We start from the raw sequence: 26,190 nt of genomic DNA, 5'->3' as shown, positions 1-26,190 counted from the left end.
CGACGTGCGGACCGCACGGCCGGGGTCAGTCCTCTTCACCCAGTCCCAGTAGGACGCCGAGACCCCCGAGCGGGTCGAACGGGCTCTCGGCCGGCTCCGGCGTCGCCTTCGGCTCGCCACTCCCCGATCCGGAGGCCGAGGGCCGGACCTTCCGCGGCGCCTTCACCGGCGTCGGGTCGGCGGGCGCGCCCGTCGGTCGGGTCGACGGCGACTCGCGGCGGTCCTGCTTCGCCGGCGCGGACGACGAGGTGCTCGCCGCCGGCTCGGACTCGGTCATCGCCGGATAGTCCACCGGCGGCTCATAGGACTTCCGCACGAACGCGATCCCCGATGTCGCCCCCGCGAACAGCGCCGACAGCACGAGCGCCGAGATCCAGGGCGTCCAGCCACGCCACCAAGCTCCGGCGGGGCCCCGAGTCCCGTCGAGATCACTCACTCCCACAACCATCCCCCAGGTTGCGCCGGCACCGTCCGGCGCGCTCCGATCCTAGCCGCGATCGGAGCCCTCCGGGGCGGTGTGGACATCCCCGGATCGAGCGATCTCGAGCAGGAGGTCGTGCGCCCGGGCAGCCACCGGATTGGCGGTACGCCGCGCCCCGAGCTCGACCAGCGCGACCAGGTCCGCGGCGCGGGCCAGCTCGAGAGCATCCGTGGCGCTGCCCCCGCGCACCGCGACGTAGCCCTCCAGCACCCCTGAGACGTACGCCGCCTCCCGATCGAACCGCAGCAGGTTGCCGAGGTCGGCGAACGGTGAGCCGGCGTGGGCGAACTCCCAGTCCAGGACCGCGCGCACGCGCAGCGTCTTCGGGTCCACGATGACGTTCTTGGGGTTGAGGTCGCTGTGCACCAGGCTCACCCGGGAGACCGTGTCGAGCAGGTCCTGGGCGTCGGCGGCCACGTCCCGCAGGCCCTCCAGGTCGGCCGGTGACCAGTCGAGACGCTCGGCGTACGACTCGACCCACTCGGTCAGGTCCAGGGCGAACGCCTCGACCCGCAGGTCCTTGTCGACGAAGGTCCCGGCGGTCAGGAACGGCATCCCGGCCAGGGTGCCCGCGACCTCTCCGAGGCGACGTCCGAGCCTGCCCTGCTGCGCCTCGTCCAAGTCGGGGAGCAGAAGGTCGCCGCGTACGCCCTCGACGAACTCGGTCACCAGCAGCCCGGGCGTGCCCGTGGCCGGGTCGGCTCGGCGTACCTCCAAGACGTCCGGGACCGGGACGAGGCCCCGCACCAGACGGTGCAGGGCCTCGTGGACCTCCGCGGCCTGCGGGTGGTGGCGCGGGTCGGCGAAGACCCGCACGACCGACCTCTCCCCGCCTGCCTCTGCCAGGAACGTCTCGCCCGACCAGCCGCCGTCGAGGGGCCGTAGGCCCCCACCGAGTTCACCGAAGCTCACCCGGCGAGGTTAGCGGCCCGACGGTCAGGCGCAGGGCCGGGTCTTCGGCTCCAGGTAGATCCGGTGCGTGGCCCGCGGGCTGTCCCACATCTTGTTGAACCGGGCGGTGTAGGCGGTGTAGTAGCTCTTCGAGGTGAACCGGAAGGTGACCTCGTCGTTGCTGAACGACGGCGGCGACCAGTTCTCCGAGCCGGTCCAGACGCTGTAGGTGCCCCTGTCCGCGTAGCGGCCGTTGACGCTCATCCACTTGTAGTGGGAGTAGCAGCGCGAGCCGTAGACGATGTTGTCGCCGCTCGTCGACTTCTTCTGACCCCAGTCCCAGGCGGCGTCGCGCGCCGGGATGCCGACCGCCCTCAGCTTGCGGTAGACCACGTTGCTGGTGACCGAGCCGATCACCCGGACCACGCAGCCGCGCTTCTTCAGCCGGACGACCTCGTCGGCGATGCGCTCGCCACGGCGGCCGTACCACGCGTACATGTGGATCCGCAGGATCGTCTTGCCCTTGGTGCCGTAGCCGCTCGGCGCGCGGCAGCCGATCAGACGCAGCCGGTCGATCACCCGATCACCGCTGCCACGGGCGTAGATCTCGTCGCTGGTCGTGCCGGGGCGCTGACGCTGGAAGCCGACGGAGGTGCCGCCACCGGACCACGACACGTAGCGCGGAGTGGCCTTCCTGTCGGCCTTGAGCTCGTTGAACATCCGCAGCCAGGTCTTCCACAGGCTGTCGTTGGCGTAGATCGTCTGGGCGTCGTTCCACTGCGAACCGGCCGCGCCGCCACCGAGGTTGCCGGAGCTGTTGATGATGACGTTGCGCTTGGTGCCGATCTGGGTGAACGAGTGGATCTTGATGTGCAGGTTGCCCGTGTCATAGCCGCGGCAAGCGCCGGCGCAGCCGTAGATGAAGCTCGGCCGGGAGCGCGTGGTGCCCAGACGGCCGGCCAGCTTCCGCTCCCCGCTGCTCCACATCTTCCGGTTGACCAGGATCTGCACGTGTACGCCGCGCTTGTGTGCCGCGATGAGGTGATCGACGGTGTCGGCGCGGTCCAGGTTGTAGGTGACGAACCGGATGTAGGAGCCCTTGGCCGCGTAGCGGATGCTGTTGTTGATCCGGTGGACGATGAAGTTGCGCTGCCCCGAGTCACCGGTCGGGTTGTTGAAGAACGGCCCCGCCGGCGGCGACCAGGTCGCCGCGGTCGCCGGGGTCGAAACCACGGACATCGTCGCCACGACCAAGGCAGCCACGCAGCCAGCCACAGCCGAAGCGATCGAGATCTTCCGGGTCGTCCTCGACCTCAGCGCATTCACCCACATGCGGCCGGACTATACCCAGCGACGTATGGCCCGCAACGACAATTCCCAGAACAAGATGCCAAACCGAAAGAAACCCGCCTCCGAGCCGTGCTCGGAGGCGGGTTTTCGGGACGTACGTCACACGTCGATCAGCCCGGCCGCCTTCGGCGGCGGGACTTCCTCGCTCGGCGCGAGCGCACGAGCAAGCTCGGCCCTCGGCCTCGCTCGTCAGCCCTTTGCGGCCTTCACAGCCTCGGTGACGGCCGGGAGAACGGTGTGCAGGTCGCCCACCACACCGAAGTCGACGAGCTCGAAGATCGGTGCCTCCTCGTCCTTGTTGACCGCGACGATGGTCTTCGAGGTCTGCATACCGGCACGGTGCTGGATCGCACCGGAGATCCCGTTGGCCACGTAGAGCTGCGGGGAGACGGTCTTACCGGTCTGGCCGACCTGGAAGGTGTGCGGCATCCAGCCCGAGTCGACCGCGGCACGCGAGGCACCGACGGCGGCACCGAGCGCGTCGGCGAGACCCTCGACGGCGGAGAAGTCGCCGCCGGTGCCACGACCACCGGAGACCACGATCGCGGCCTCGGTGAGCTCGGGGCGGCCGGAGGCCTTACGCGGCTGGGAGGCCACGATCTGGGCGGTCTTGGCGGCGTCGGAGATGGTCACCTCGAACGGGGTGACGGCGGCGGCGCCGGCCTTCTCGACCGGAGCGGCCGAGTTGGGCTTGACCGTGATGATCGGGGTGCCCTTGGTGACCTTGCCCTTGACCGTGAAGTTGCCGGCGAAGACCGACTGGGTCGCCACACCGGACTCGTCGAGGTCGACCGCGTCGGTGATCAGACCGGAGTCGAGCTTGATCGCCAGACGGGCGGCGACCTCCTTGTTCTCCGCGGAGGAGGGCAGCAGGATCGCTGCCGGGGAGGCGGTGCCGGCCAGCTGCGCGAGCGCCTCGGCCTTCGGGGCCACCAGGTAGCCCTTGATCTGGGCGTCGTCGATGACGTAGACCTTCTCGGCGCCGTAGCCCTTCACGGCCTCCGCGGCACCAGCGGCGCCGTCGGCACCACCGATGTAGACAGCGGAGGGCTCGCCGAGCTTGGCGGCCAGGGTCAGCAGCTCGTAGGTCGGCTTCTTGACCTGACCACCAACGTGGTCGATGAGAACGAGAACTTCAGCCATGATTCAGAATCCTTCCCGGCCTCAGATGAACTTCTTGGACGCGAGGAACTCGGCCAGCGCCTTGGCGCCCGAGCCGTCCTCGTCGGTGACGATCTCACCAGCGGTGCGCGGCGGGCGGGCCGCCGTCTCCTCGACCGCGGTGTAGGCGGCACCCAGGCCGACCTGGGCGGCGTCGACACCGAGGTCGGCCAGCGACCAGGTCTCCAGCGGCTTCTTCTTGGCCGCCATGATGCCCTTGAACGACGGGTAGCGGGCCTCGCCGGACTGGTCGGTGACGGAGAGGACCAGCGGCAGCGTGCCGCCGATGACCTCGGTGGCCACGTCGCCGTCACGCTTGATCCGGATCTGGTCGCCCTGGGTCTCGACGACCGAGGCCAGGGTGACCTGCGGCAGGCCGAGGCGCTCGGCCAGCATCGCCGGGACGACGCTCATACCGGCGTCGGTCGAGGCCAGACCGCCGACCACGAGGTCGACCGGACCGAGCTTCTCGATCGCCTTGGCCAGCACCAGCGAGGTGGCGATGGAGTCCGAGCCGGCGATCGCGTCGTCGACGACGTGGACGCCCTTGTCGGCACCCATCTGCAGCGCCTTGCGCACGGCGGCCTCGGCGGCCTGCGGACCAACGGTCAGCGCGGTGACGGTGATCTCCTCACCCTCGCGCTTCTCCTTGATCTGCAACGACTGCTCGACGGCGTACTCATCGAGCTCGGAGAGCAGACCGTCGACGTTCACGCGGTCGACGGTGAAGTCGTCCTCGAACTGCCGGTCCGCGGTCGCGTCCGGCACGTACTTCACAAGCACAACAATGTTCATGATGGTGCGGCCTTGCCGGCCCCTCCTGGAATGGTCGTAGTTCGCCAGCGATGTTACCCGTCAGTCACATACGGATGACAGGTGCCTACGCGTTGAGAATGTCACATGGGCTCAGGGCCGGATCACACCGGCCACGATGCGACCGACGATCAGCCACGCCAGCGCACCGATGCCCCAGTTGAAGAGCGCGTTCTTGATCTCAGCGTCCTCACCGCTGAACTGCTTGATGCCGTTCTCCCGCGAGAACAGGCCGAGATCGGCGATGTCGGCGAGGTCGAGGATGAACGCCACGAGGGTGTTGTCCTGGTTCGCCTTGAGCGCGATCAGCAGCGCTCCGATCGCCAGCGCCAGCGCGGCGAGCAGCGCGATCGCCCAGACCACCCGAGAGGCGTAGGACCGGATGGTGTGGACCATGCCCGGGCCGTTGGACGTCTTGGTGTCGGACACGAGATTCACTTCCCTTCGAAGTTGGCTTTGCCGGGGCCGTTCTCCAGGAACGATGCCATCCCGGTCTGGGAGTCCTTCGTCGCGAACACGCCGGCGAACTGCTGCTGCTCGATGGCCAGCCCGGTGGCGAGGTCCACCCCGAGCCCCTTGTCGATCGCCGTCTTCGCCGCCGCCAGAGCGTACGGTGCCGCCTTCTTGAACTGGCTCGCCCACGCGAGCGCCTCCTCATAGACCGAGGCCGCCGGTACGAGCCGGTCGGCCAAGCCGATTGCAAGCGCCTCGTCTGCCTTGACGAAGCGGCCCGAGAAGATCAGATCCTTGGCCTTGGAAGGCCCGACCAGCCGTGCCAGCCGCTGGGTGCCGCCGGCGCCCGGGATGATGCCGAGCAGGACCTCCGGCTGACCGAAGGTCGCGTCGTCGGCGGCGATCCGGAAGTCGGCCGCGAGCGCCAGCTCGCAGCCTCCACCCAGCGCGTAGCCGGTCACCGCGGCCACCACCGGCTTGGAGATCTCCGCGACGGCCGTCACCGCGGCCTGCACGCCCGCGACCCGCTTGGCCATCTCCGAGTAGGAGAGGCCGGCCATCTCCTTGACGTCGTTCCCGGCGGCGAACAGCCTCTCGCCCCCGTAGACCACGACCGCGCGTACGTCATCATCGGCTGCCGCCTCGGTCGCGACCTCGAGCAGCTCGGCCTGCACCTGGAAGCTGATCGCGTTCATCTTCGGCCGGTCGAGGCGGATCGTGCCGACGCCGTCCTCGACGGTGAGGTTGACGAAGTCACCCATCGTGGCGCTCCCCTGTCTGTGAAGGCGGTTACATGTGTCCGGAACACTATCGGGTGCCTTCCACCTCTTGTGTGCCGGTTCGCGGTACAGGCGTTGCGTGTATCGCGTAACCCGCGCCGGTAAAGGGACGTTTCAATAACATGACCGATATTCGTTCCAGTCGCGCCAGGGTGAGCCTCGGTGCCGCGCTGAGCATCGCCCTCGGCGCTTTCGTGCTGGTGACGCCGGTCTCGGGTACCGCGCTCTCCACCACTGATGACACTGCCACCACGGCCGACGTGTCCCGCTCCGGCGGGCTGCTCGGTCACGAGGCCGACGCCGGCCTGGACGTACGCGACCGCGTGCTGCCCACCTCGACCCAGGAGTCCGCGGCCAAGGCCCTGGACGCCGTCGACATCCGCTGGAACGCCCACGGGACTCCGACCTCGCTGATCTCCTTCGACGGCGTGCTGGCCACGGCCGGCTCCTCGGACCCGGTCGCCGCCGCCCGGGGCTTCCTCGACGACAACGCGGCGGTCTTCGGGCTCACCGCGGCGCAGCTGGCGGACCTCGAGCTCGTCAGCGACCAGAAGCTGGCCGGCGGGGGCGGTCATGCGGTGCTCTTCCGGCAGACCTACGACGGCCTTTCCGCCGCCACCGAGGGCATGGTCACCGTGGGCGTGGCCGACGGCGCCATCACCTACGTCTCATCCTCGCTGTCCAAGGTGACCGGCACCCCGGCGAAGCCCGAGCTCACCCCGACCGAGGCGTGGCTGAAGGCAGCGGCCTCGGCCGGACGCCCGATCGCCGGCTCGAAGGTCGGGGAGATCGTCACCGACGCCGCCGCGAAGCTGACCGACTGGGCCAAGCTGACCGTCCCCGGTCTGGCGACCGACCAGCTGGTGCGACTGCGGGCCCTCCCCGTCCCCGGCGAGGGCGTACGTCCTGTCTTCCAGGCCACCGTCGTCGACTCCGCCGCCACCACCCTGCTGGGGCAGACGGTGCTGGTCGACGCGGTCACCGGCGAGGTGCTCCTGCGTCGCGACAACGTCGACCACGAGAACGACGTCGAGGGCCCGTTCACCGGCACCGCGCTCGGCGCCTGCGGCCCGAAGCACACCTTCGAGATCTCCGACGACAAGACCCGCACCCTGGCCGCGGTCGCGATCGGGCTGCCGACCGACGACTTCACCGTGAAGCTCTTCGCTCCTGACGGGAAGCTGCTCGTGGAGGGTGACCTGCTCACCAGCCCCGAGACCGCGACCTACACCGCCGAGAAGATCGACGCCGGGACGTACGCGGTCCAGGTGTGCCCCTTCGACGACTCGCTCCTCGTCGGCAGCTACACGGTGACCGTCGCGTCCTCCGATGCCGGCGCGGAGACCGGTGAGCTGCCGGGCAGCAACCCGCGCTGGTCCTACTTCCCCGGCACTCCCGACGCCGCCTCGACCAGCGGTGAGGCGGTCCCCGCCAACGACGTGATCGCCTGCTGGACCAAGGTGGCCGAGTGCACCGGGCCGGAGCTGAAGAGCCTGGCCAACGCCGGTCCGTGGGACACGCTGCTCAACACGACCGTCGGAGTGCCGAGCCTGACCACGATCGGCAACAACGCCAACACCCACGAGGGCTGGCTCTCGCCGCTGGCCGCCGGTGGCCTCGAGCAGGCGCCGATCTCGCCGGTGCGTGACTACACCGGCACGTTCACCGACGCCTGGAACAACTCCAAGTGCGCGCCGACCAACCTGGTGCCGGGCGGCAACGACGTCAACTACGTGGTCGGCAACCTGTTCGCGAGCCACAACCGGATGCACGACTGGTCCTACTTCCTCGGCTTCACCGAGGAGAACTACAACCTGCAGACCGACAACCTCGGCCGTGGCGGTCGTGGCCTCGACGCCGAGGTCGGCAACGCGCAGGCCGCCGCGCTCGACTCGCAGATCATCGAGCAGACCGGGCTGCTGACCGGTCGCAACAACGCCAACCAGCTCACCCTGATGGACGGCGTTCCGGGCGTCACCAACCAGTACCTCTTCCAGCCCGCCGCCGGCGCCTTCTACGCGCCCTGCACCGACGGGTCGCTGGACTTCGGGATCGTCGGCCACGAGTACACCCACGCCATCTCCAACCGGATGGTCGGTGGCCCCGACGACGGCCTGACCTCCGAGCAGGGCGGCGCGATGGGTGAGTCCTGGAGCGACCTGGCCGCGGCCGAGCACATGTTCGCCCACGACCTCTACAACGGCGGCAGCCCGTGGGCCGTCGGCTCCTACGCCACCGGCAACACCGACGTCGCGATCCGTGACTTCGCGATCGACAAGAACCCGCTCAACTTCTCCGACTACGGCTTCGACAGCACCGGGCCCGAGGTCCATGCCGACGGCGAGATCTGGAACGGCACGATGTGGTCGGTGCGGCAGGCTCTGGTCGACAAGTACGACGCGACCTACCCCTACGCCGACAAGGCCCTGCAGCGGCGCTGCTCGGTCGGGACGACGACCGCCTCCCCGCTCGCTGCCGACAAGTGCCCCGGCAACCGCCGCTGGATCCAGCTGGTCTTCGACTCGTTCCTGCTCCAGCAGGGTGCGACCTCGATGCTGGACGCCCGCGACGCCTTCCTCGCGGCCGACCAGATGCGCTTCGGTGGCGCCAACCGCCAGGTGATCGCCGATGCGTTCGCCCGGCGCGGCATGGGTCAGTACGCCACCACGACCGCCGACAGCGACGAGCCGACCCCGAGCTTCGCCTCGCCGGCCTCGCGCAACGTCAAGGTCACCTTCACCGCGCCCGCACCTGGGAAGGTCTACGTCGGCCGCTTCGAGGCGCGGGCCACCCCGATCGCCGACACGCTCGCCGACACCGCGCTCGGGTCGGTGGCTCACTTCGTGCCGGGGACGTACGAGCTTCTCCACGTCTCCGCCACCGGGGGCGCCCAGCGCAAGACGGTCACGGTCTCCCCCGCGGAGATCACCAAGACCGTCTCGTTCGCGACCGGGACCAACCTGGCCGCGGCCGCCAACGGCGCCAAGGTGCTCACCTCGACCGAGGGCTCGCGCAACCCGGCCGCCCTGATCGACGGCACCGAGGGCACCAACTGGGGCGGGGCGACCGCGGACGACGTGGACGTCACCACGCCCTCGATCGCCGTGGACCTGGCCGGCGGGACCCGCACGGTGAAGACGGTCAACGTCAGCGCCTACCTGTCGCCGGCGACCGACACGGACGCCGACTCGGGGTCGCGCTTCACCGCACTCCGGAAGTTCGCCCTGGAGGCGTGCGTCTCCGCCTGCGACACTGCCGGCGCGACCTGGAAGCGCTTCTACACCTCGGCCGACGACGCCTTCCCCGGGAAGCGCCCGAGGCCGGTCGCGCCCAACCTCAACCTGCGCACCTTCGACGTCCCCGACACCTCCGCCGCGGCGGTCCGTCTGGTGGCGTTGGAGAACCAGTGCACGGGCTATGTCGGCTACGCCGGTGAGCAGGACGCCGACCCGCTCACGACGACCGACTGCAAGACCGGCTCCGACCGCGGCACCATCGTCCACGCCGCCGAGCTGCAGGTCTTCGGGCAGTAGCCGGACCCCCGTTCTACCCTGGCGTCCCCGCGGACGCCAGGGTAGAACGGGAGGCAGCGGCGGGCGGGGGTCCTGCCGGTCTGGAGATCGACGATGAAGGCTCTGAGGTACGTCACGATCGGCGCTGCGCCGGAGATCAGCGAGGTTCCGGTGCCGGAGCCGGCACCTGGCCAGGTGCGGGTGAAGATCACCGCGGCCGGCGCCTGCCACTCCGACTCCTTCCTGATGGGCCTGCCGGAAGATGCCTGGCAGTCGTTCGGCTATCCGCTGCCGATGACGCTCGGGCACGAGGGCGTCGGGGTCGTCGACGCCCTCGGCGACGGAGCGCACGGGATCGAGCCCGGTGAGCCGGTGGCGATCTACGGGCCGCAGGGCTGCGGCCGCTGCTACCCCTGCGCGCAGGGCAAGGAGAACTACTGCGAGCGCGCCGCCGAGCTCCACATCAGCCCACCAGGGCTCGGCACCGACGGGACCATGGCCGAGTACGTCCTCGTGCCGGACGCCCGCCACCTGCTGCCACTCGGTGATCTCGACCCGGTCGCCAATGTCGCGCTCACCGACGCCGGCCTGACGCCCTACCACGCGATCAAGGGCTCCCTGCCCAAGCTGGTCCCCGGCTCGACCGCCGTCGTGATCGGCGCGGGCGGCCTCGGCCACGTCGCGATCCAGCTGCTGCGGGCCCTCTCCCCCGCGACCGTGATCGCGCTCGACCTCGGCGAGGACAAGCTCGCCCTGGCCACCGACGTCGGCGCTCACCACGCCTTCCTGTCCGACAAGACGGCCGCCGACAACATCCGCAAGGTGGTCGGCGCCCGCGGCGTCACCGCGGTCTTCGACTTCGTCGGCGCCCAGCCGACCGTCGACCTGGCCTCGTCCGTGATCGGTGTGGAGAGCGACCTGGTCATCGTCGGCGTCAACACCGCCAGCGCCCAGGTCGGGACGCTGTCCAAGCCGTACGACGCGGTGATCCGGGCTCCGTACTGGGGCTCGCGCTCGGAGCTGATGGAGGTCTTCGACCTGGCCCGCGCCGGGCTCGTGCACGTGGAGACGGAGCGGTTCTCCCTGGACGAGGCACCGGAGGCGTACCGGCGACTTCACGAAGGCACGCTTCGTGGCCGTGCCGTCGTCGTTCCCTAGTCCACTCTCGAACCAGGTCATCGAGAACGGGTCGGCGGCCCTCCCCAACCCCGAAGAGCAACCCCTGCGAACAACGCAGCGACCAGCACAGTTCCGGCGAGAAGCCAGTAGAGCGCGTCATAGCCGCCCAGCACGGTCGCGAGCGCAGCCCCCACAGCAGGAGCGAGCGCACCCGCGACCCCGGCGGGAGCCGAGTAGACACCGTTGAGCGCGGCGTACCTCTCCGGCCCCCACACGTCGCTGACGACGGTGGCGGAGATGAGTGTGTAGAGCCCGCGGGCGGTCCCGGTGAGCACCGCGACGACGATCATCACCCAGCCGACCGCAGGCAGCAGCGGAAGCAGCGCGACGGAGGCCGCGAACCACAGCACTCCCCCGATCATCCGAGCGCGGACGCCGAAACGCCGCGCCAGCGTCGGATAGAACGCACGCCCCGCGACCTGACCGGCGCCACTGAGCCCGAGGGCCCAGGCGGCGGTGGTCGCGCTCAGCCCGTGCTCGACGAGGAACGGCACCAGGTGGACGATCGAGGCGAACACGACCATCGAGACCAGCGTGCCCGCGAGGGTGAGCAGCACGAACCGACGGCTCCTCAGCACGTCCCGGTCCCGCACGGGTCGACCGTCGTCCTTCGGAGCCGTCGGCGCCCAGGCGAGATCGAGCACGACGATGCTCGGCACGAACGTCAGCACGACGAAGGCACCGGCCAGGATGACGTACGTCCAACGCCACTCCACCCACCCCGCCAGCGCATCGGTGAGCGGCGCGAAGATCGTCGAGGCGAACCCGCCGGCGAGGGTGAGCGTCGTGATCGCATCGACCCGCCGCGAACCGAACCAGTGGGTCAGCGCCGCGAACGCCGGCGGGTAGAACGTCCCCGCGGTCGAGAGCCCGACCAGCAGCCAGCCCAGCGCGAAGATCCAGTACGAGGGCGCAGCAGCGACCACGAGCAGCGACACCGCCCCCAGCAGGCTGGCCCCGGCCATCACCCACCGCGGCCCGAAGCGCTGGATGACCCGCCCGACGGGGATGCCCGCGACAGCGCCCACGAGCGTCCCGGCGGAGAAGGCGGTGGTGATCGCGGCCGCCGACCACCCGGTGGCGTCGACGATCCGCGGCTGCAGGACGGTGAACGCGTAGTAGAGGACGCCGTACGCCGCGGTGACGGTCACGCAGAGCGTGACCAGCACCGCGAGCAGTGGCCGACCGTCGACCCGCTCTTCCATCGCCAACCTCCAAGCAGCAGAACGTAGGGCGTCACCCTCGCACGTGCCACCTCGGGGCCGGCGTCGGCCTCAGCGTTCCAGATGGACCTGCTCGACGACGCCGCTGAGCTTGGAGGGGTTGCGTACGTAGTAGAGGCCGGTGACCATGCCGTCCTCGACGTGCAGCGTGACGACGCCGTCGACCTCCTCGCCGAAGTAGATCAGCATCCCGGGGGCCTGGTTGACGCTGGTCAGCTCGAACCTGGGGATGCCGTACTTCGTCGCCAGCCCCGCGAAGAACCTGAGCACCTTCTCGGCGCCGTGGATCGGCTTGCGGGCCGCCTGCACCACACCGCCGCCGTCGGAGAAGAGCACGACGTCGGGGGCGAGCACGTCCAGCAGCGACTGCAGGTCGCCGCCGGTCGCGGCGTCGCGGAACCGCTCCAGAGCATGCCGCGCCTCGGCCGCCGAGACCGACTCGCGCGGCCGGCGCTCGGCGACGTGATCGCGCGCCCGGTGGGCGATCTGGCGCACCGCGGCGGGCGACTTGTCGACCGCCGCCGCGATCTCGTCATAGCCCAGAGCGAACACCTCGCGCAGCACGAAGACGGCCCGCTCGGTCGGCGAGAGCGTCTCCAGAACCAGCAGCACCGCGGTCGAGAGCGAGTCGGCGAGCTCGGCGTCCTCGGCGACGTCCGGCGCGGTCAGCAGCGGTTCGGGCAGCCACGGACCGACGTACGTCTCCTTGCGGCGCGACAGCGTCCGGATGCGGTTGAGCGCGAGCCTGGTCGTGATCCGCACCAGATAGGCGCGGTGGTCGCGCACCTCCTCCAGCGGCACCTCGGCCCAGCGCAGCCAGGTCTCCTGGAGCACGTCCTCGGCGTCGGCGGCCGAGCCGAGCATCTCGTAGGCCACCGTGAAGAGCAGGTTGCGGTGGGCGACGAAGACCTTCGTCGCGGCATCATCGCCGGTCGGCTGGCTCATGCCCGCGACCCTACCGGCGCCGGCACTGGCGCCAGCGTGATCACTCCGTAGAGACCGGTCAGATCGACCCTCGGGATCCTGAACGTACTGGGCATCGTCGCCCTCCTGTGTCGTCGGAGCATCTCGTCACCATCCAGACACCGACGACCGGCGGGTTGTGACAGGTCCGGCTCGCTAGGGTGGTCGCGTGAGCGAGCCAGAGACGACGACGGTGGCGGAGGGCGTTGCCCGGATCGAGTGGGCTGCCGGCGAGGCCGTCGATGTCGTACGCCGCGAGGTGGCCGCCGCGCTGCTCACCCATCATCGGGTGGAGGCGCTGGTCGACCCGGACGACCCCACCGAGCAGCGCACCGCGACCTGGTCGGGACTCCACCGCGAGGGCCTGCTCCGTGGCGTGGCGGGCGGCAAGGATCGAATGATCTACGCCCGGGTCGCGAGCGATGCCCCGGTGGAGGCCCCCGAGGGCTTCCGGGCGCTGCTCAACTCCTTCCTCCCGCGCAAGCGCGCGATCGGGCAGATGCTGGTGCGCGACGCCGAGGAGCGCGTCCTGATGTGCCAGCTGACCTACAAGAAGGACTGGGACCTGCCCGGCGGCATCGTGGAGGTCGGTGAGTCGCCGAAGCTCGCCACGACCCGCGAGATCGAGGAGGAGTTGGCCCTCGTCCTCCCCGCCGGCGACCTGCTGCTCACCGACTGGCTGCCGCCGTGGGGCGGCTGGGACGACGCCGTCTGCCTCGTCTTCGACGGCGGCGTCCACCCGTCCTCGATCGTCGATCGGACCACTCTCCAGCCGCGCGAGATCCGCTCGGTGGCGTTCTGCACCCTCGACGAGGTCCGCGAGCGGGCCGCCGACTTCACCGCGCGTCGGGTCGAGGCCGCCCTCGCCGCGCTGCGGGGCGGCCCCGGCTACACCGAGTCGGGCCGTCCCTGACGCGTCTCCACCTCACCGCGACGGCGTCAGCTCCGCGACGGCCACCGCCCGCGGACGGAGGCTGACCGGCCCGAGCAGACCGGAGGTCGGAGGGACCTGGTTGGCCTTGCCACGCTGGTTCAGCAGCGTGTTGGTGACGCGGACCTCGATCGTGTTCGCGCCGGCGCGTAGCGCGTCGGTGGCGTCGATGACGTACGGACGCCACAGCGCCCGCGGCAGCACGACCCCGTTGATGGTGACCTGCGCGATGTCGCGCACCTCGCCGAGGTCGAGCAGCATCCGCCGGCCGGCCAGGTCGGCGGCGGTGACGTCGACGGAGGTGCGGTAGGTCGCGCTCCCGGAGAAGCGGGGGTCGATGGTCGTCCACGATCCCAGCGGCCGGGTCTGCTCCGACTCGCCCTCCCGCTCGAGCTTCACCGTCCACGGCCCGTCCAGCGCGATCGGCTGCAGCTGGTCGGTCGTCGTGGCCTCGCCGCGGTAGGTCCGCTGCCCGTCCTTGCCGGTGAGGGTCGTCGTCCCGGGCTCGTCGACCAGGACGGTCGCCTCGAGTCCCTTCCCGCTCCGGGTCACCGACTCGGCGACCTGGTCACCGACCAGGTGCGCGCCTGCCCGGGTGCCCTTCTGGAAGACGATCGCGAGCGTCTCGTAGGGGTCGAGGCGCAGCGGCACGGTGGTCTCCCTGCTCCCGCGCTCGTCGTACGTCGCGGCGACCTCGGTGCTGCCGTCGCGCGGGTCCCAGATCTCCGGCACGCCGTCGACCGGGAGGGTCGCCGAGGTGGTGACGGCCTGGTCGCTCTCGTTGTTGACCAGGAACGCGACGTCCCCGTCCCGGCCGGTACGCAGCACCCTCACCGCCGGAGCGGCCGGGCTGAGCTCGGCGGCGGAGACACCGGCGGAAGCCGCCAGCCCACCGAGAGCGTCCGCGTCCGCGACGACGGCGACGTGGCCGCCGCCGTGCCGGGTCCAACCCGCCGAGGCGCCACCGAACAGCGAGCGCAGCTCCCGGTCCAGCTCGGCGGTCCGACCGCCGGCCTCCATCTCGGGCAACGGCCCGACGGCCGCCACGCGCCCGCCGCCGCGTACGAACTTCTTCAGGGTCCGGGCCGTCTCCAGGTCCAGCACCGGCGTCGTCGGCAGCACGAGCATCCGGTAGCTCGCCTCGCCGACCTTCAGCACGCCGTCGTCGGAGCGCGCCTGGTAGCGAGTGCCCGGATCGCCCGAGAGCGAACCGTCACTGAGCAGGTCGAAGTCGACCTGGCCGCGCTCGAGGGCGAAGGCGGCCCCGCTGAGGTGGTCGTCGAGCTGATGCTCGGCGTCGGTGGTGCGGGTCTGCTCCGCGGCCCGCTGCGGCTGGACCAGCGCGGTGCGGGCGAGCGAGTCGCCCCGGCCGAGCTCCATGACCCGGCCGATCCAGGCGTCGACGTCGCCCATCGCGTCCCAGTAGGTGCTGGCGGGCCCGAACGGCGGCGCGAAGTAGACCTGCTTCTCGTCGGTCCACATCGCGTGCAGCGCGGTGAAGTTGGCTCCCCGGGTGGCCAGGGCACCGATCGTGGCGTGCATGTACTCCGGCGCGACGCCCCAGCCGGAGTTGCCGAACACCTCCACCAGGGCGCGTTCGGCACCGCTCTGGTGGGCCGCTGAGGCGGCGTTGCGCATCAGGGTGGTCTGCCTGCCCGCGGTGTAGTCGGTGGTGATCATGTCGGTGCCGGGGACCTGGGCGTACTGGTTGTTCTTGGCCAGGTCGCCGGTGCTGTGCATCCGCTGCTGCGGGCCCTCCTCGTCGAGCAGCGGGTTGGTGATCAGCTGCAGCCCGTGCTCGCCCATCCAGGCGGCCTGGCGCTGGTAGTAGTTGGTCGCGAACGCGTCGTTGACCGCGCGCCAGTAGGTTCCGGCGTACTGCTCACCGGTGCGGCCGAGCTGGTCGGAGGCGGCGGTGAACGCGATGCCCGGGGAACCGCCGGCGTCCTCGATCAGGTCCGCGAGACCGTCGGACCAGGCGAGCCGCTTGAACGGCCACGGCTCGGCGGAGGAGATGAAGGGCTCGTCGTCCCAGAAGCCCGGCACCACCGAGCCCATCGCCCAGCCGAAACGGCGCTGGTACTCGCCCTGCACCACCTCGAGCAGCCGGTCGGTCGCGTCAGGGTCGAGCAGATTGAGGTAGCCGCGGTGGTAGCCGCTGGTGTCGTCGACCAGGGTCGTGTGGGCGAAGGTGTCGACCTGCCAGCGCCCCGCCGGCACCGACCAGGAGCCGTCCTCGAGGTTCGGGGTGAGCTCGACCAGGTCGCCACCGTCGGTCGATCCAGTCGGGCGAGCCGCGGCCGCGACCGTGTCCTTCAGCCTGACCAGCGGGCCGCCGAAGTCGCCGATCTTCTCGCTGTCGTCGAAGGTCTCCGCCCACAGCGCAGCCCCGGCCGCGTCGGTCACGGTCAGGTCGTTCCACTGCACGCGCTGAAGGCCTTCGACCGCGTCCTCGATCCCCACGCCGCCGAGCTCAGCGCTGACCGCCGGAGCACCCGTGGCGTACGTCGCGTCCACCGCCGCGGGCTGGACGGTCTTGTTGATCACCGGCTGGATCCGGTCGCCGGAGACGGTGACGCTGATCGTCTGCTCCCGCCGCGGCGAGAAGCCCGGCGTGTTCACACCGGTGGTCAGCCGGGTCCGCGAACCGCCGTCGAGACGCCAGACGCTCGCCTTGCCCTTCACGTCGACGTCGACGAGGTAGCCGCGGCTGCCGTCCTCGGAGGCGCGTACGACGAGCTGCGCGCCGGAGGCGGTCAGGGTGACCTTCCCGGTCGCGGTGTAGTCGCCCCAGGTCGCACCGGAGCTGATCGGGTGCGCGCCCTCGCGGATGGCCGCGTCCACGACGAGCCGCCCGCCCTCGACGCTGAGACCGCTGGACTCGGCCGGGTCGATCGTCGCCGGGCCCTCGACGACGCGCGTCGAGCGCTGCAGCGCCTTCAGCCGAAGCTCCGGGCTCGGCTCGTACGTCTTGTCCCCGACGGTGCCGCCGTTGGCGATGATGCCGCCCGCCTTGCCGCTGGGGAAGTTGCTGTCGTTGAACAGCCAGATCCGCATCCCGGTGCGCTGCGCCTCCCGCAGGACGTGCTCGACGATGTCGAACCAGGCCTCGGTGAAGAACGCCGGCTGCATCTTGTCGCCGCCGTAGGGGAAGAGGACCGCCTCGTAGACGCCCTTGTCGCGCATCTCCGCCATCTGCGCGTCGACGACGTCCGGGGTCACGTTGCCCGTCCAGTACCAGTAGAAGGCCGGGCGGCTGTCGCGGGGCGGGTCGGCGAAGGCAGCCGGATCGAAGCCGCGTGCCTCGGTCGCCGCCGTCGCCTGGGTCGCCACCGCAGGATCGGTGGGTACGGTGCCGAGCGCGAGCGAGGTCGCCAGCGCCACGGTGCCGGTGAGAAGGCCGGTGAGTCGGATCATGTTCTGCTCCCTACCTGGTGATGAACGTGTACGTGCCGGTCCCGACCTCGAACTCGGCGAACCCGGGGACGGTCGAGGCCACCCGGCGGGCGCCGGTCGGGGTGGTGACCCGGACGCCCTCGGCTGCCGGCACCCGGACGGTCGCGGCGGTGTTCGGCGGGATCGTGACGGTGAGCCGGACCTGTCCGTCCGTCCGGACCCAGGAGCTGGAGATCGTGCCCCGGACCGACTCGTAGGAGGACGCGGCCGACTCGACGTCACCGACGAGCGCGGGCTCGATCACGACCTTCTTCCAGGCCACCGAGTCCTCGGCCTGGGTGATGCCGGCAACCCCGCCGGTGAACCAGGAGTCGATCGCACCCAGCATGTAGTGGTTCTGCGAGGCGCCGGAGCTGGTCCAGCTCTCCGGCAGCGAGGTCGCGCCGGCGGCGAGGAACTTGCCGTAGCTGACTCCGTCGTTGCGCTGCACCCAGTCGTGGAGCACGTCGTCGAGCCGTTCCCGAGAAAGCAGGTCGACGGCTGCGTACAGACCCACCTCGCCGACGACGATGTGGTCGTCCGCGGCGCGGATCTGCTGGACGAACCTGTCCAGGACACCGGCGCGCAGGTCGGTCGGGACGAGGTTCTCCTGGAGCGCCAGGGCCTGGCTGGCCTGGTCGCCGTTGCCGTAGAGCCCGGTCTCCGGGTGGTAGAAGGTCGCCTGGAAGGCCGTGGCCACCTCCGCCGCCTTCTGTTCGTACGCAGCGGCGTCCGCGTCGCGCCCGAGGGCGCCCGCGATCCTGCTCATGTGGGTGAGGATCCGGTGGTAGGCCCAGGTCTGGGTCAGCGCCGGAGGCGTGGCCGGTGAGGCCGGGGTGATCCAGTCACCGAGGCCACCGGAGACGATGCCGCCGGTCGAGATCGAGGCCAGGTAGTCGGCGTACTCCACCATCTGCGGCCAGTGGGCGCGCATGGCGCTGTCGTCGCCGTACCACTGGTAGATCTGCCAGGACGACACCGCGAGGGTCGCGCCCCAGTTGGCGTCGTGCCGGAAGGCGCCGGCGAAGAGGGCATCCTCCGGTGCGGTGGTGGGGATCAGCCCGTTGTCCTGCTGGGCGTCCACGACGTCCTGCAGCATCTTGCGGTAGTGCGCCTGGACGTCGTAGCCGTAGGCGAGGGTGTCGAAGACCAGGTTGGTCTGGTCGAGCCAGCCGAGCTTCTCGCGGTGCGGGCAGTCGGTGAAGACGGAGTACATGTTGGACTGCACCGATCGGTCGATGATCCGGTGGATCCCGGTCATCTGGGGGTCGGAGGTGGTGAACGAGCCGACCGCCCGGTCGTTGGCGCGCAGCACCAGCCCCTTCACCGTCGCGGCGGTCGGCGCTGTGGTCAGGCCCTCGACCTGGAGGTAGCGGAAGCCGTGGTAGACGAACCTCGGCGTGAACCTCTCCTCGCCGGTGCCGGCCAGGGTGAAGCGGTCCCGGATGTCGCCACCGACGCTGCCCTGGTCGACGGTGCCGTCGGCCTTGAGCTTCTCGGCCGGGCGCATCGTGATCGTGGTCCCTGCCGGGCCGCTGGTCGTCAGCTGCTGCCAGCCGGCGAAGTTGGTGCCGAGGTCGAAGACGTACGTCCCCGCCTTCGGCTCCTTGACCGCAACGGTCTCCAAGGTGTCGACCTCGCGGATCGGCGGGCTCTGCTGAGCCACCAGCTCCGGGTCGCCGGCCGGGGCGCCGATGTCGACCGCGTCGCGCCAGCCGTCACGGTTCGCACCGGGCTCGTTCCAGGCGCCCAGGTCGCGCCGGGCGTCGTGGTCCTCGCCGCCGTACCAGTTCGAGAAGGTGACCTCGCCGAGGGTCGACTTGAACGAGGAGCCGGTCGCGACCGTCTGGCGCCGGCCGTCGCGGTAGGTGATCTCGAGCTGCCCCATCGCCCGCGGGGCGCCATGCCCGGCGGCCGCCTTCATGTAGCGCTTGGGGATCTCGGGGGTGTTGAAGACGTTGTAGATCCCGTTGCCGAGCTCGATCCCCCAGGTGTTGCTGCCCCTGCGGAGCAGCCGGGTCACGTCGTACGTCGCGTAGGGGACGCGGAGGCTGTGCTCGGTGTTGCCGGGCTGCAGCAGGTCGGGCGAGACCGGCTCGCCGTTGAGCGAGGCGTCGTAGACGCCCTCGCCGGTGACGTAGAGCCGCGCGGAGGCGATGTCGTCACCGGCCCTGAAGTCCCGGGCCAGCACCGGCAGCCCCTCCGGCGAGGGGTGCAGGTTCGAGACCGCGGTGACCTTGGTCCGCGGCCCGACCTTGGTGAACGTCTCGCCGTCACCGGAGACCGAGGCCTGGAAGTCGCGGGGGAAGTTCGGCGTGGTGCCGTAGTCGCTGGGCGCGTCCCACAGCGAGTAGAGCCGGAGCGTGTCGATCGCCGTCGGCTCACCGAGGTCGATCGTGATCACGATCGGCTGGTCCTGGACGTCGGTCTCGGGGTGGTAGGCGCTGCGGTAGCCACGCGGGTCGTCCGCGGTGGTCACCTTGCCGTCGGTCAGGTAGGCGGGGTCCCACACGCCCGGCTCGGAGTTCTCCTCGGAGACCGTCACCGTGGCGCCCTCGGCCAGGTTGGCCCCGTCGGTGCCGTTGGTGACCTCGATCTCGCCGAGCTCGAGGCGCGGCTTCCAGTTCGGGTCGTCCAGGGGCTCACCGGGTCGCCCGAGGTCGATCACGGTCAGCCGTACATAGCGGGCTTCCTGCGCGCCGATGCTGACGTCCTGGTGGAGCGGGGCGGCCCAGCGCTCGTCGGTGATCCAGCTGCCCTGCCAGTCGGACTCGTCGAGCAGACCCATCTCGAAGGAGGCCGGCCTGCTCCACTCGCTCGCTCGGCCGGTGGCGTCCCACACCCGGACCTGCCACACCGCCTTGTCGCGGGAGGCCAGGCGGTCACCCGCGTAGGACGTCGCCATCGCGGCCGAACGGACGCGGCCGCTGTCCCACAGGTCGGGGTCGCCCAGCCGGCTCCGGGTGGACGCGACGCGGACCTGGTAGGCGGTCTGCCGGGCGACCCCGGCGCCGTTGCGCCACTGCAGATCGGGGGTGAGGTCGTCGATGCCGATCGGGTCGCTCACCCCTCCGACGCTGAGTCGCGCCGGGGCGGCAACCCCGCCGGACGGGTCGCTCGCGACCGCCGCGGACGGCATCAGACCGACGGCTGACGCGACCAACGCAAGGGTGAGCAGGGCTCTCATCGCACCTCCTGAAACGATTCAACTCAACGGAGGTTCAGTATGTCGCACGTCACACCTATGACGGGAGTCACAGCAGCAGACTGGCCGCATGCGGCCAGTCCGTGGTCAGATCCGGGGAGCGCTCAGCGGCGCTTGCCGCTGTCGACGAGATCCGGGAGCGGCTCGATGACCCCGCGCCGCCGGGGCATGCGCACGACTCCCTGAGCAACGAGCGCACCCAGCACCAGCAGGGCGCCACCGGCCAGCTCGCCGGCGCTCGGCACCTCTCCGAGCAGCAGCCACGCGGAGCCGATCGCGACCGGGGGCACCAGCAGGATCCACGGCACCACCGACGACGCCGGGTGCCGCGCGAGCAGCGAGTTGAAGATCCCGTAGCCGACGAACGAGGCCAGCACGACGGTGTACGCCGTGGAGACGAGCGCCTCCCAGCCGAAGGCGGCCACTCCCTCGCGGACCCCTTCGGGTCCGTCGAGAACCAGCGAGAGCGCCAGCAGCGGGAGCGGAACGACCAGGGCCGACCAGACCGTCAGCGAGAGCCCGCCCGGCACCTTGGCCGCCCGGGAGATCACGTTGCCGATCGCCCACGACAGCGCGGCGAGCAGGCAGAGCACCAGCGCGACGACGGGCACGTGGCCGCCGCGTCCGAGCGCCACCACGACCAGGCCCAGGGCGCCCGCAACGACGCCGACCACCTGCAAGAGGGTCGGCCGCTCGCGCAGCACACCGGCCGCGATGACGATGGTGAGCACGACCTGCGCCTGCAGCACCAGGCCGGCCAGCCCAGGCGGCATCCCGGCGGCCATGCTCGTGTAGAGCAGCCCGAACTGGCCCAGGCTCATGAAGACACCGACGGCCGCAACGACCCGCCACGACGCCTTCGGGCGCGGGAGCAGGAAGACCGCCGGGAACGCGACCAGGACGAACCGCACCGCGAGCAGGAGCAGCGGCGGCACCGCATGCCCGTCGCGCGCCTCGAGGCCCCAATCGATGACGACGAAGTTGAAGCCCCACAGGATGGCGACGAGGACGGCGAGCAGCGAGTCACGGCGGTTCACACCATCAACGATGACAACAAAGACAATGAAGCACCAGCGAATGATTCTTCATCCGATGACGTAGCATTTCTTCATGATCGACCTCGCCTCGCTCGTCGCCCTGCGCACCGTCGACACCCACGGCTCGGTCGTGGCGGCGGCCGACGCCCTGGGCTTCACGCCCAGCGCCGTCTCACAGCAGGTCAAGCGGCTCGAGCGGCAGGTCGGCGTACCTCTTCTGGAGCGGATCGGGCGCGGCGTCATGCTCACCCACGCCGGCCGGCATCTGGTCGAGGAGGGGTCGCGGCTGCTCGCCGACATGGAGTCGCTGGAGTCCGGGCTGCACGAGCAGGCGACCACCGTGGCCGGCCGGCTGCGACTGACCGCCTTCTCGACCGCGATGCGCGGACTCGTCGCGCCGGTCGCGGGCCAGCTCCGCGTCGCCCATCCCGAGCTCGCCCTCACCCTCTCCGAGCGCGAGCCGTGGGACACCGTCGACCTGGTCGCCACCGGTCACAGCGAGATCGGCGTCGTGCACTCCTGGGGCGACGTGCCGCTCTCCATCCCCGACCATCTCGTGACCACCGAGCTCCACCGCGACATCGCCGACGTGATCGCCCATCGCGACCACCCGCTGGCCCAGCTCGCCAAGGTGACCCCGCACGACCTCGTCGCCGAGGACTGGATCGCGACGCCGGAGGGCACGATCTGCCGGCAGTGGCTGAACCGGATGTACGCCGGCACCGGCCATCTGCCGCGGATCGCGCACGTCTCGATGGAGTTCGACAGCCATCTGGCCCTGGTGCGAGCCGGGCTCGGGATCGCGCTCATCCCCCGCATGGGGCGCGCGGCGCTGGGTGAGGACCTGGTCGCCGTACGCGTCGTCGACCCGGTCCCTACGCGCGAGATCCTCGCGCTGCACCGTCGCACGATGGCCGCCTCACCGGCGGTCACCGCCGTGCTGACGGCCCTCGCGGCTCAGAACAACGCAGAGGCCAGCGACTGACGGCCCTTGAGCACCCGCTCGTCGTCGTTGCCGACCGCGGCGAAGAGCCCCAGCAGGTGCTCGCGTGCCTTGTTGCGCTCATCCCCCGACGTACGCCGCACCAGCTCGACCAGCCGGATGAAGGAGTCCTCGACGTGGCCGCCGAGCAGGTCCAGGTCGGCGACGAGCGTCTGTGCGTCGACGTCGTCGGGCGCGGCCGCGGCGGCGGCACGGGCGGCGTTGAGGTCGACCCCCTGCGTACGCTGCAGCACCTTGGCCATCGCCAGCCCGGCGGCGGCCTCGGAGTCGGCAGGATTGGAGGCGATCAGCTTCTCGTACTCGGCCACGGCGGCGTCGATGTCGCCGCGCTCCAGGGCGTCCTGGGCCGGGGCGTAGCGCGGATCCATCGCCGGCTCGTCCCCGTCCTCGGTCGCCACGGCACCGCCGAGGGCGTTGGGCTTGTGCCGCCCGCCGATCCCCTGGGTGGTGAGCTGCTGCCCGAGCTGCTGGAAGACCGTACGCAGTTCCTCGAGGTTGAGGGCGCCCGGGATCGGCTGGGTGACCGGCCGGCCGTCGAGCAGGATGTAGAGGAGCGGCACCTGGGGCACCTGCAGCGCCTGCGCGATCTGCGGGTTCTTGTCGATGTCGACCAGGCCGACCAGGAAGCGGCCGTCGTACTCCTCCACGACCGTCGACACGTCGCCCGCATAGGTGACGCTCTCGGGGGCGCGGGAGGCCGAGTAGAAGACCAGAACGACCGGAGCGGTCATCGACGCCTCGAGCACCGACTGGAAGATCTGCTCGTCGACCTCGACGGTGTAGGAGCCGGCGCTCCGCCCCTGGGCGGGAGCCGCATCGGCCGGACCGCCGAAGGGGGCGTCCTGGGCGGGCGAGGTGCTGGCGAGCCCGGAGAGGTCGACGGCTCCGGGACGGGAGAACGGCTGCTGCGTCATGTGGTCAATCCTATGAGCAGGCACCAGCGTGGCGGGCACCCGACGCTGGTTTATCCCACGCTGCCGCGCAGGCCGGCGCGCTGGACGACGCGCTGGATGGTCAGGTCTCGCTCGTTCGGCCGCCCGACGAAGTAGATGTTGTTGAGCCCCTGCTCCTGGGCGGCCGACTCGAAGACGAAGTGGCCGTAGTTGAAGATCTGGCCGGTGAACGACTGCTTCACGGTGATGTCGAGGACTCGCGCAAGCGGCATGGTCGCCAGCTCGCTCGAGAGCACACCGTGAACGCGGAAGATGCGCATGTTGGTGACCACGAACCGGTCCCGGCTGACCACCAGCGCGCGCCAGAACGCGTGGCCGACCAGCGCGAAGGCGAGCAGCACGATGATCCAGGCCACGTTCATGTCGATCGTCGCCGCGACGATCATCAGCGCAAGCCCGAGGATCGCCTCGCCCACCGGACGGAGGTAGGAGACCCAGTGATGGGTGACCTCGTCGACGACGACCTCACCTTCGTCGCGAAGGAGGTGCTTGGAGATGTCGACACCGAAGAGGTTCACACCACCAACGATAGTGACTCCGCCGAACCCATGGCGAGAGAACAGGCCGTACGCCGGGACAACTCTAGTCGTCGAGGAGGGTGTCGGCCGCGGCGTACGGGTCCCGTACGCCCTTGACCACCTCTGCCGCCAGGGCGTCGAGGTCGCCGTCCGAGCCCACGCTCGACCATCTCGCGCGCAGGGTCTCGACGGCGATGGCCTCGACCTCGGCCCGGGCCCGGCGCGTACGCCGCAGCTCCAGCGTCCCGCTGGAGCGCAGCCACTCGCGGTGCTCGTCGAGCGCGCCGACGACCTCGGCCAGCCCCTTGCCGGACTGAGCGACGGCGGTGAGCACGGGCGGGGTCCAGGCCCCCTCGGTGCGGTCGGTCAGGCGCAGCATCCCGCGCAGGTCGCGCTGGACCTTGGTCGCGCCGTCGCGATCGGCCTTGTTGACGACGTAGAGGTCGCCGATCTCCAGGATCCCGGCCTTCGCCGCCTGGATGCCGTCACCCATCCCGGGCGCGAGCAGCACCACGGTGGTGTCGGCGAGCCCGGCGATCTCGACCTCCGACTGGCCGACACCGACGGTCTCGACCAGCACCACGTCGAACCCGGCCGCGTCCAGCACCCGGATCGCCTGCGGCGCCGACCAGGCCAGTCCGCCGAGGTGACCCCGAGAGGCCATCGAACGGATGAAGACACCAGGATCGGTGGCATGGTCGGTCATCCGGATCCGGTCGCCCAGCAGCGCGCCACCGGAGAACGGCGAGGACGGGTCGACGGCCAGGACCGCCACGGTGCGCCCCGCGGAGCGCAGCTCGCGGACCAGCGCGGAGGTGGTGGTCGACTTCCCGACCCCGGGCGCGCCGGTGAGCCCCACGATGTGGGCGTTCCCGCCGTGAGGCGCGAGCGCGGCCATCACCTCGCGGAGCCGCTCCCCGCCGCCGACCGGGGCGTTCTCGACGTACGACACCAGCCGCGCGACCGCCCGGGGCTCACCGCCCCGGGCGCGCGCGACCAGGTCGCTCACATCAGCGATGGCTCACGCCTTGGGGACACGCACGATCAGGGCGTCGCCCTGACCGCCACCGCCACACAGCGCGGCGGCACCGGTGCCACCGCCGCGGCGCTTGAGCTCGTGGGCCAGGTGGAGCACGACCCGCGTACCGGACATGCCGACAGGGTGACCGAGGGCGATCGCGCCGCCGTTGACGTTGACGATCTCGGGGTCGAGGCCGAGCTTCTTGGTGGACTCGATGCCGACGGCCGCGAACGCCTCGTTGAACTCGACGAGGTCGAGGTCGGCGGCGGTGATGCCCTCCTTCTCGAGGGCCTTGGCGGTGGCGTTGGCCGGCTGCAGCTGCAGCGAGGAGTCAGGACCGGCGACCATGCCGTGGGCGCCGATCTCGGCCAGCCACTCCAGACCGAGCGACTCGGCCTTCTCCTTCGACATGACCACGACGGCGGCAGCACCGTCGGAGATCTGCGAGGCGGAGCCGGCGGTGATGGTGCCGTCCTTGGAGAACGCCGGACGGAGCTTGCCGAGCGACTCGACGGTGGTGTCGCCGCGCACGCCCTCGTCGGCGCTGATCACGATCGGGTCGCCCTTGCGCTGCGGGATGGAGACCGGGACGATCTCGTCGTCGAAGACGCCGTTCTTCTGGGCGGCGGCGGCGCGCTGGTGCGAGGTGGCGGCGAAGGCGTCCTGCTCCTCGCGGGTGAGCTTCACACCCTCGGAGTTGATCTGCTCGGTCAGCCCGCCCATCGCCTGCTGGGTGGCCTGGTCGTAGAGCGCGTCGTAGGCCATCGAGTCGACCAGCGTGGTGTCCCCGTACTTGAAGCCCTCGCGCGACTTCGGCAGCAGGTGCGGCGCGTTGGTCATCGACTCCATGCCGCCGGCGACGATGATCTCCGCCTCACCGGCGCGGATCAGCTGGTCGGCCGTGGCGATGGTGTTGAGGCCGGAGAGGCAGACCTTGTTGATCGTGATCGAGGGCACGTTCATCGGCAGCCCGCCGGCGATGCCCGCGGCGCGCGCCGGGTTCTGGCCGGCACCGGCCTGGATGACCTGGCCCATGATCAGGTAGTCGACCTGATCCGGGGAGACGCCCGCCTTCTCCAGGGCGCCCTTGATGGCGATGCCGCCCAGATCGGCCGCGGACAGGCTCTTGAGCCCGCCGAGCAGGCGGCCGATCGGCGTGCGCGCCCCGGCGACGATGACGTTGGACATGGGTCCTCCAAATGTTGGTGGTGCTGATCTGCTCTGAGGTTACTAATTAGTAACCTCAGTTGGAAGAGTGTTGAGCGCAGCCCGGTGTGGCTGT

The 26,190-nt window shown here is 70.6% G+C and carries 20 protein-coding genes; 4 read left to right on the top strand and 16 right to left on the bottom strand.

Annotated features, from left to right (window positions below):
* Positions 1–25: 25 nt before the first annotated feature.
* The 7 genes from ACFX43_RS22035 to ACFX43_RS22005 form a co-directional block, all read right to left on the bottom strand.
* A complete protein-coding gene (locus ACFX43_RS22035) occupies positions 26–436 on the bottom strand; it encodes a hypothetical protein (protein WP_378834834.1) in 411 nt (136 codons plus the stop codon).
* A gap of 51 nt (positions 437–487) precedes the next feature.
* Positions 488–1,393, bottom strand: a complete 906-nt coding sequence (locus ACFX43_RS22030; RefSeq protein WP_378834832.1) for a phosphotransferase family protein — start codon at positions 1,391–1,393, stop codon at positions 488–490.
* A gap of 24 nt (positions 1,394–1,417) precedes the next feature.
* Complete coding sequence (locus tag ACFX43_RS22025; RefSeq protein WP_378834830.1) at positions 1,418–2,635, bottom strand: phosphatidylserine/phosphatidylglycerophosphate/cardiolipin synthase family protein; 1,218 nt, start codon at positions 2,633–2,635, stop codon at positions 1,418–1,420.
* Between the two features lie 276 nt (positions 2,636–2,911).
* Positions 2,912–3,865, bottom strand: coding sequence for an electron transfer flavoprotein subunit alpha/FixB family protein (locus tag ACFX43_RS22020; protein WP_160027846.1), 954 nt, complete (start codon positions 3,863–3,865; stop codon positions 2,912–2,914).
* Positions 3,866–3,886: 21 nt separating this feature from the next.
* The gene (locus tag ACFX43_RS22015) at positions 3,887–4,678 is read right to left on the bottom strand and encodes an electron transfer flavoprotein subunit beta/FixA family protein (protein WP_378834829.1); all 792 of its coding nucleotides are present in this window, start codon (positions 4,676–4,678) and stop codon (positions 3,887–3,889) included.
* Between the two features lie 111 nt (positions 4,679–4,789).
* Entirely contained in the window at positions 4,790–5,125 is a 336-nt protein-coding gene (locus tag ACFX43_RS22010; RefSeq protein ID WP_378834828.1) for a hypothetical protein, read from the bottom strand.
* Between the two features lie 5 nt (positions 5,126–5,130).
* Positions 5,131–5,910 carry an enoyl-CoA hydratase/isomerase family protein gene (locus ACFX43_RS22005; RefSeq protein WP_378834827.1) on the bottom strand — a complete coding sequence of 260 codons (780 nt, stop codon included), beginning with the start codon at positions 5,908–5,910 and terminating at the stop codon, positions 5,131–5,133.
* A gap of 140 nt (positions 5,911–6,050) precedes the next feature.
* On the opposite strand from ACFX43_RS22005, the gene ACFX43_RS22000 reads away from it, so the two are divergent.
* On the top strand, positions 6,051–9,461 hold the full coding sequence (locus ACFX43_RS22000; RefSeq protein WP_378834825.1) for a M36 family metallopeptidase: 3,411 nt from the start codon (positions 6,051–6,053) through the stop codon (positions 9,459–9,461).
* 93 nt (positions 9,462–9,554) lie between these two features.
* Positions 9,555–10,598 carry an NAD(P)-dependent alcohol dehydrogenase gene (locus ACFX43_RS21995; protein ID WP_378834821.1) on the top strand — a complete coding sequence of 348 codons (1,044 nt, stop codon included), beginning with the start codon at positions 9,555–9,557 and terminating at the stop codon, positions 10,596–10,598.
* Positions 10,599–10,615: 17 nt separating this feature from the next.
* On the opposite strand, the gene ACFX43_RS21990 is transcribed toward ACFX43_RS21995, so the two are convergent.
* Both ACFX43_RS21990 and ACFX43_RS21985 read right to left on the bottom strand, forming a co-directional pair.
* Positions 10,616–11,824, bottom strand: coding sequence for an MFS transporter (locus ACFX43_RS21990; RefSeq protein WP_378834818.1), 1,209 nt, complete (start codon positions 11,822–11,824; stop codon positions 10,616–10,618).
* 69 nt (positions 11,825–11,893) lie between these two features.
* Complete coding sequence (locus ACFX43_RS21985) at positions 11,894–12,787, bottom strand: RNA polymerase sigma-70 factor (RefSeq protein WP_378834815.1); 894 nt, start codon at positions 12,785–12,787, stop codon at positions 11,894–11,896.
* 187 nt (positions 12,788–12,974) lie between these two features.
* Between ACFX43_RS21985 and ACFX43_RS21980 the strand changes: the two genes are divergently transcribed.
* On the top strand, positions 12,975–13,718 hold the full coding sequence (locus tag ACFX43_RS21980; RefSeq protein WP_378834812.1) for an NUDIX domain-containing protein: 744 nt from the start codon (positions 12,975–12,977) through the stop codon (positions 13,716–13,718).
* A gap of 12 nt (positions 13,719–13,730) precedes the next feature.
* On the opposite strand, the gene ACFX43_RS21975 is transcribed toward ACFX43_RS21980, so the two are convergent.
* From ACFX43_RS21975 to ACFX43_RS21965, 3 genes are all read right to left on the bottom strand, one after another.
* Positions 13,731–17,153 (bottom strand): glycosyl hydrolase, encoded by a 3,423-nt coding sequence (locus ACFX43_RS21975; protein ID WP_378834809.1) that lies wholly within the window; start codon positions 17,151–17,153, stop codon positions 13,731–13,733.
* Positions 17,154–17,163: 10 nt separating this feature from the next.
* Positions 17,164–20,358 carry a family 78 glycoside hydrolase catalytic domain gene (locus ACFX43_RS21970; RefSeq protein ID WP_378834806.1) on the bottom strand — a complete coding sequence of 1,065 codons (3,195 nt, stop codon included), beginning with the start codon at positions 20,356–20,358 and terminating at the stop codon, positions 17,164–17,166.
* Positions 20,359–20,480: 122 nt separating this feature from the next.
* The gene (locus ACFX43_RS21965; protein ID WP_378834803.1) at positions 20,481–21,413 is read right to left on the bottom strand and encodes an EamA family transporter; all 933 of its coding nucleotides are present in this window, start codon (positions 21,411–21,413) and stop codon (positions 20,481–20,483) included.
* Between the two features lie 73 nt (positions 21,414–21,486).
* Between ACFX43_RS21965 and ACFX43_RS21960 the strand changes: the two genes are divergently transcribed.
* The gene (locus tag ACFX43_RS21960; RefSeq protein WP_378834800.1) at positions 21,487–22,398 is read left to right on the top strand and encodes a LysR family transcriptional regulator; all 912 of its coding nucleotides are present in this window, start codon (positions 21,487–21,489) and stop codon (positions 22,396–22,398) included.
* Here ACFX43_RS21960 and ACFX43_RS21955 read toward each other — a convergent pair.
* From ACFX43_RS21955 to ACFX43_RS21940, 4 genes are all read right to left on the bottom strand, one after another.
* Positions 22,371–23,330, bottom strand: a complete 960-nt coding sequence (locus ACFX43_RS21955) for a co-chaperone YbbN (protein WP_378834796.1) — start codon at positions 23,328–23,330, stop codon at positions 22,371–22,373. The two genes, ACFX43_RS21960 and ACFX43_RS21955, sit on opposite strands and share 28 nt — an antisense overlap.
* Positions 23,331–23,380: 50 nt before the next feature.
* Positions 23,381–23,887, bottom strand: coding sequence for a PH domain-containing protein (locus tag ACFX43_RS21950; RefSeq protein ID WP_160027818.1), 507 nt, complete (start codon positions 23,885–23,887; stop codon positions 23,381–23,383).
* 64 nt (positions 23,888–23,951) lie between these two features.
* Entirely contained in the window at positions 23,952–24,896 is a 945-nt protein-coding gene (gene meaB / locus ACFX43_RS21945) for a methylmalonyl Co-A mutase-associated GTPase MeaB (protein ID WP_378834792.1), read from the bottom strand.
* A 12-nt stretch (positions 24,897–24,908) separates the two neighbouring features.
* Complete coding sequence (locus tag ACFX43_RS21940; protein WP_378834790.1) at positions 24,909–26,096, bottom strand: acetyl-CoA C-acetyltransferase; 1,188 nt, start codon at positions 26,094–26,096, stop codon at positions 24,909–24,911.
* Positions 26,097–26,190 lie beyond the last annotated feature (94 nt).

The sequence above is a fragment of the Nocardioides sp. YIM B13467 genome (assembly GCF_042788075.1).
Classification (GTDB): domain Bacteria; phylum Actinomycetota; class Actinomycetes; order Propionibacteriales; family Nocardioidaceae; genus Nocardioides.
Note: the sequence above shows the minus strand (reverse complement) of the source record. Positions and strands in the feature narration are given on the sequence as shown.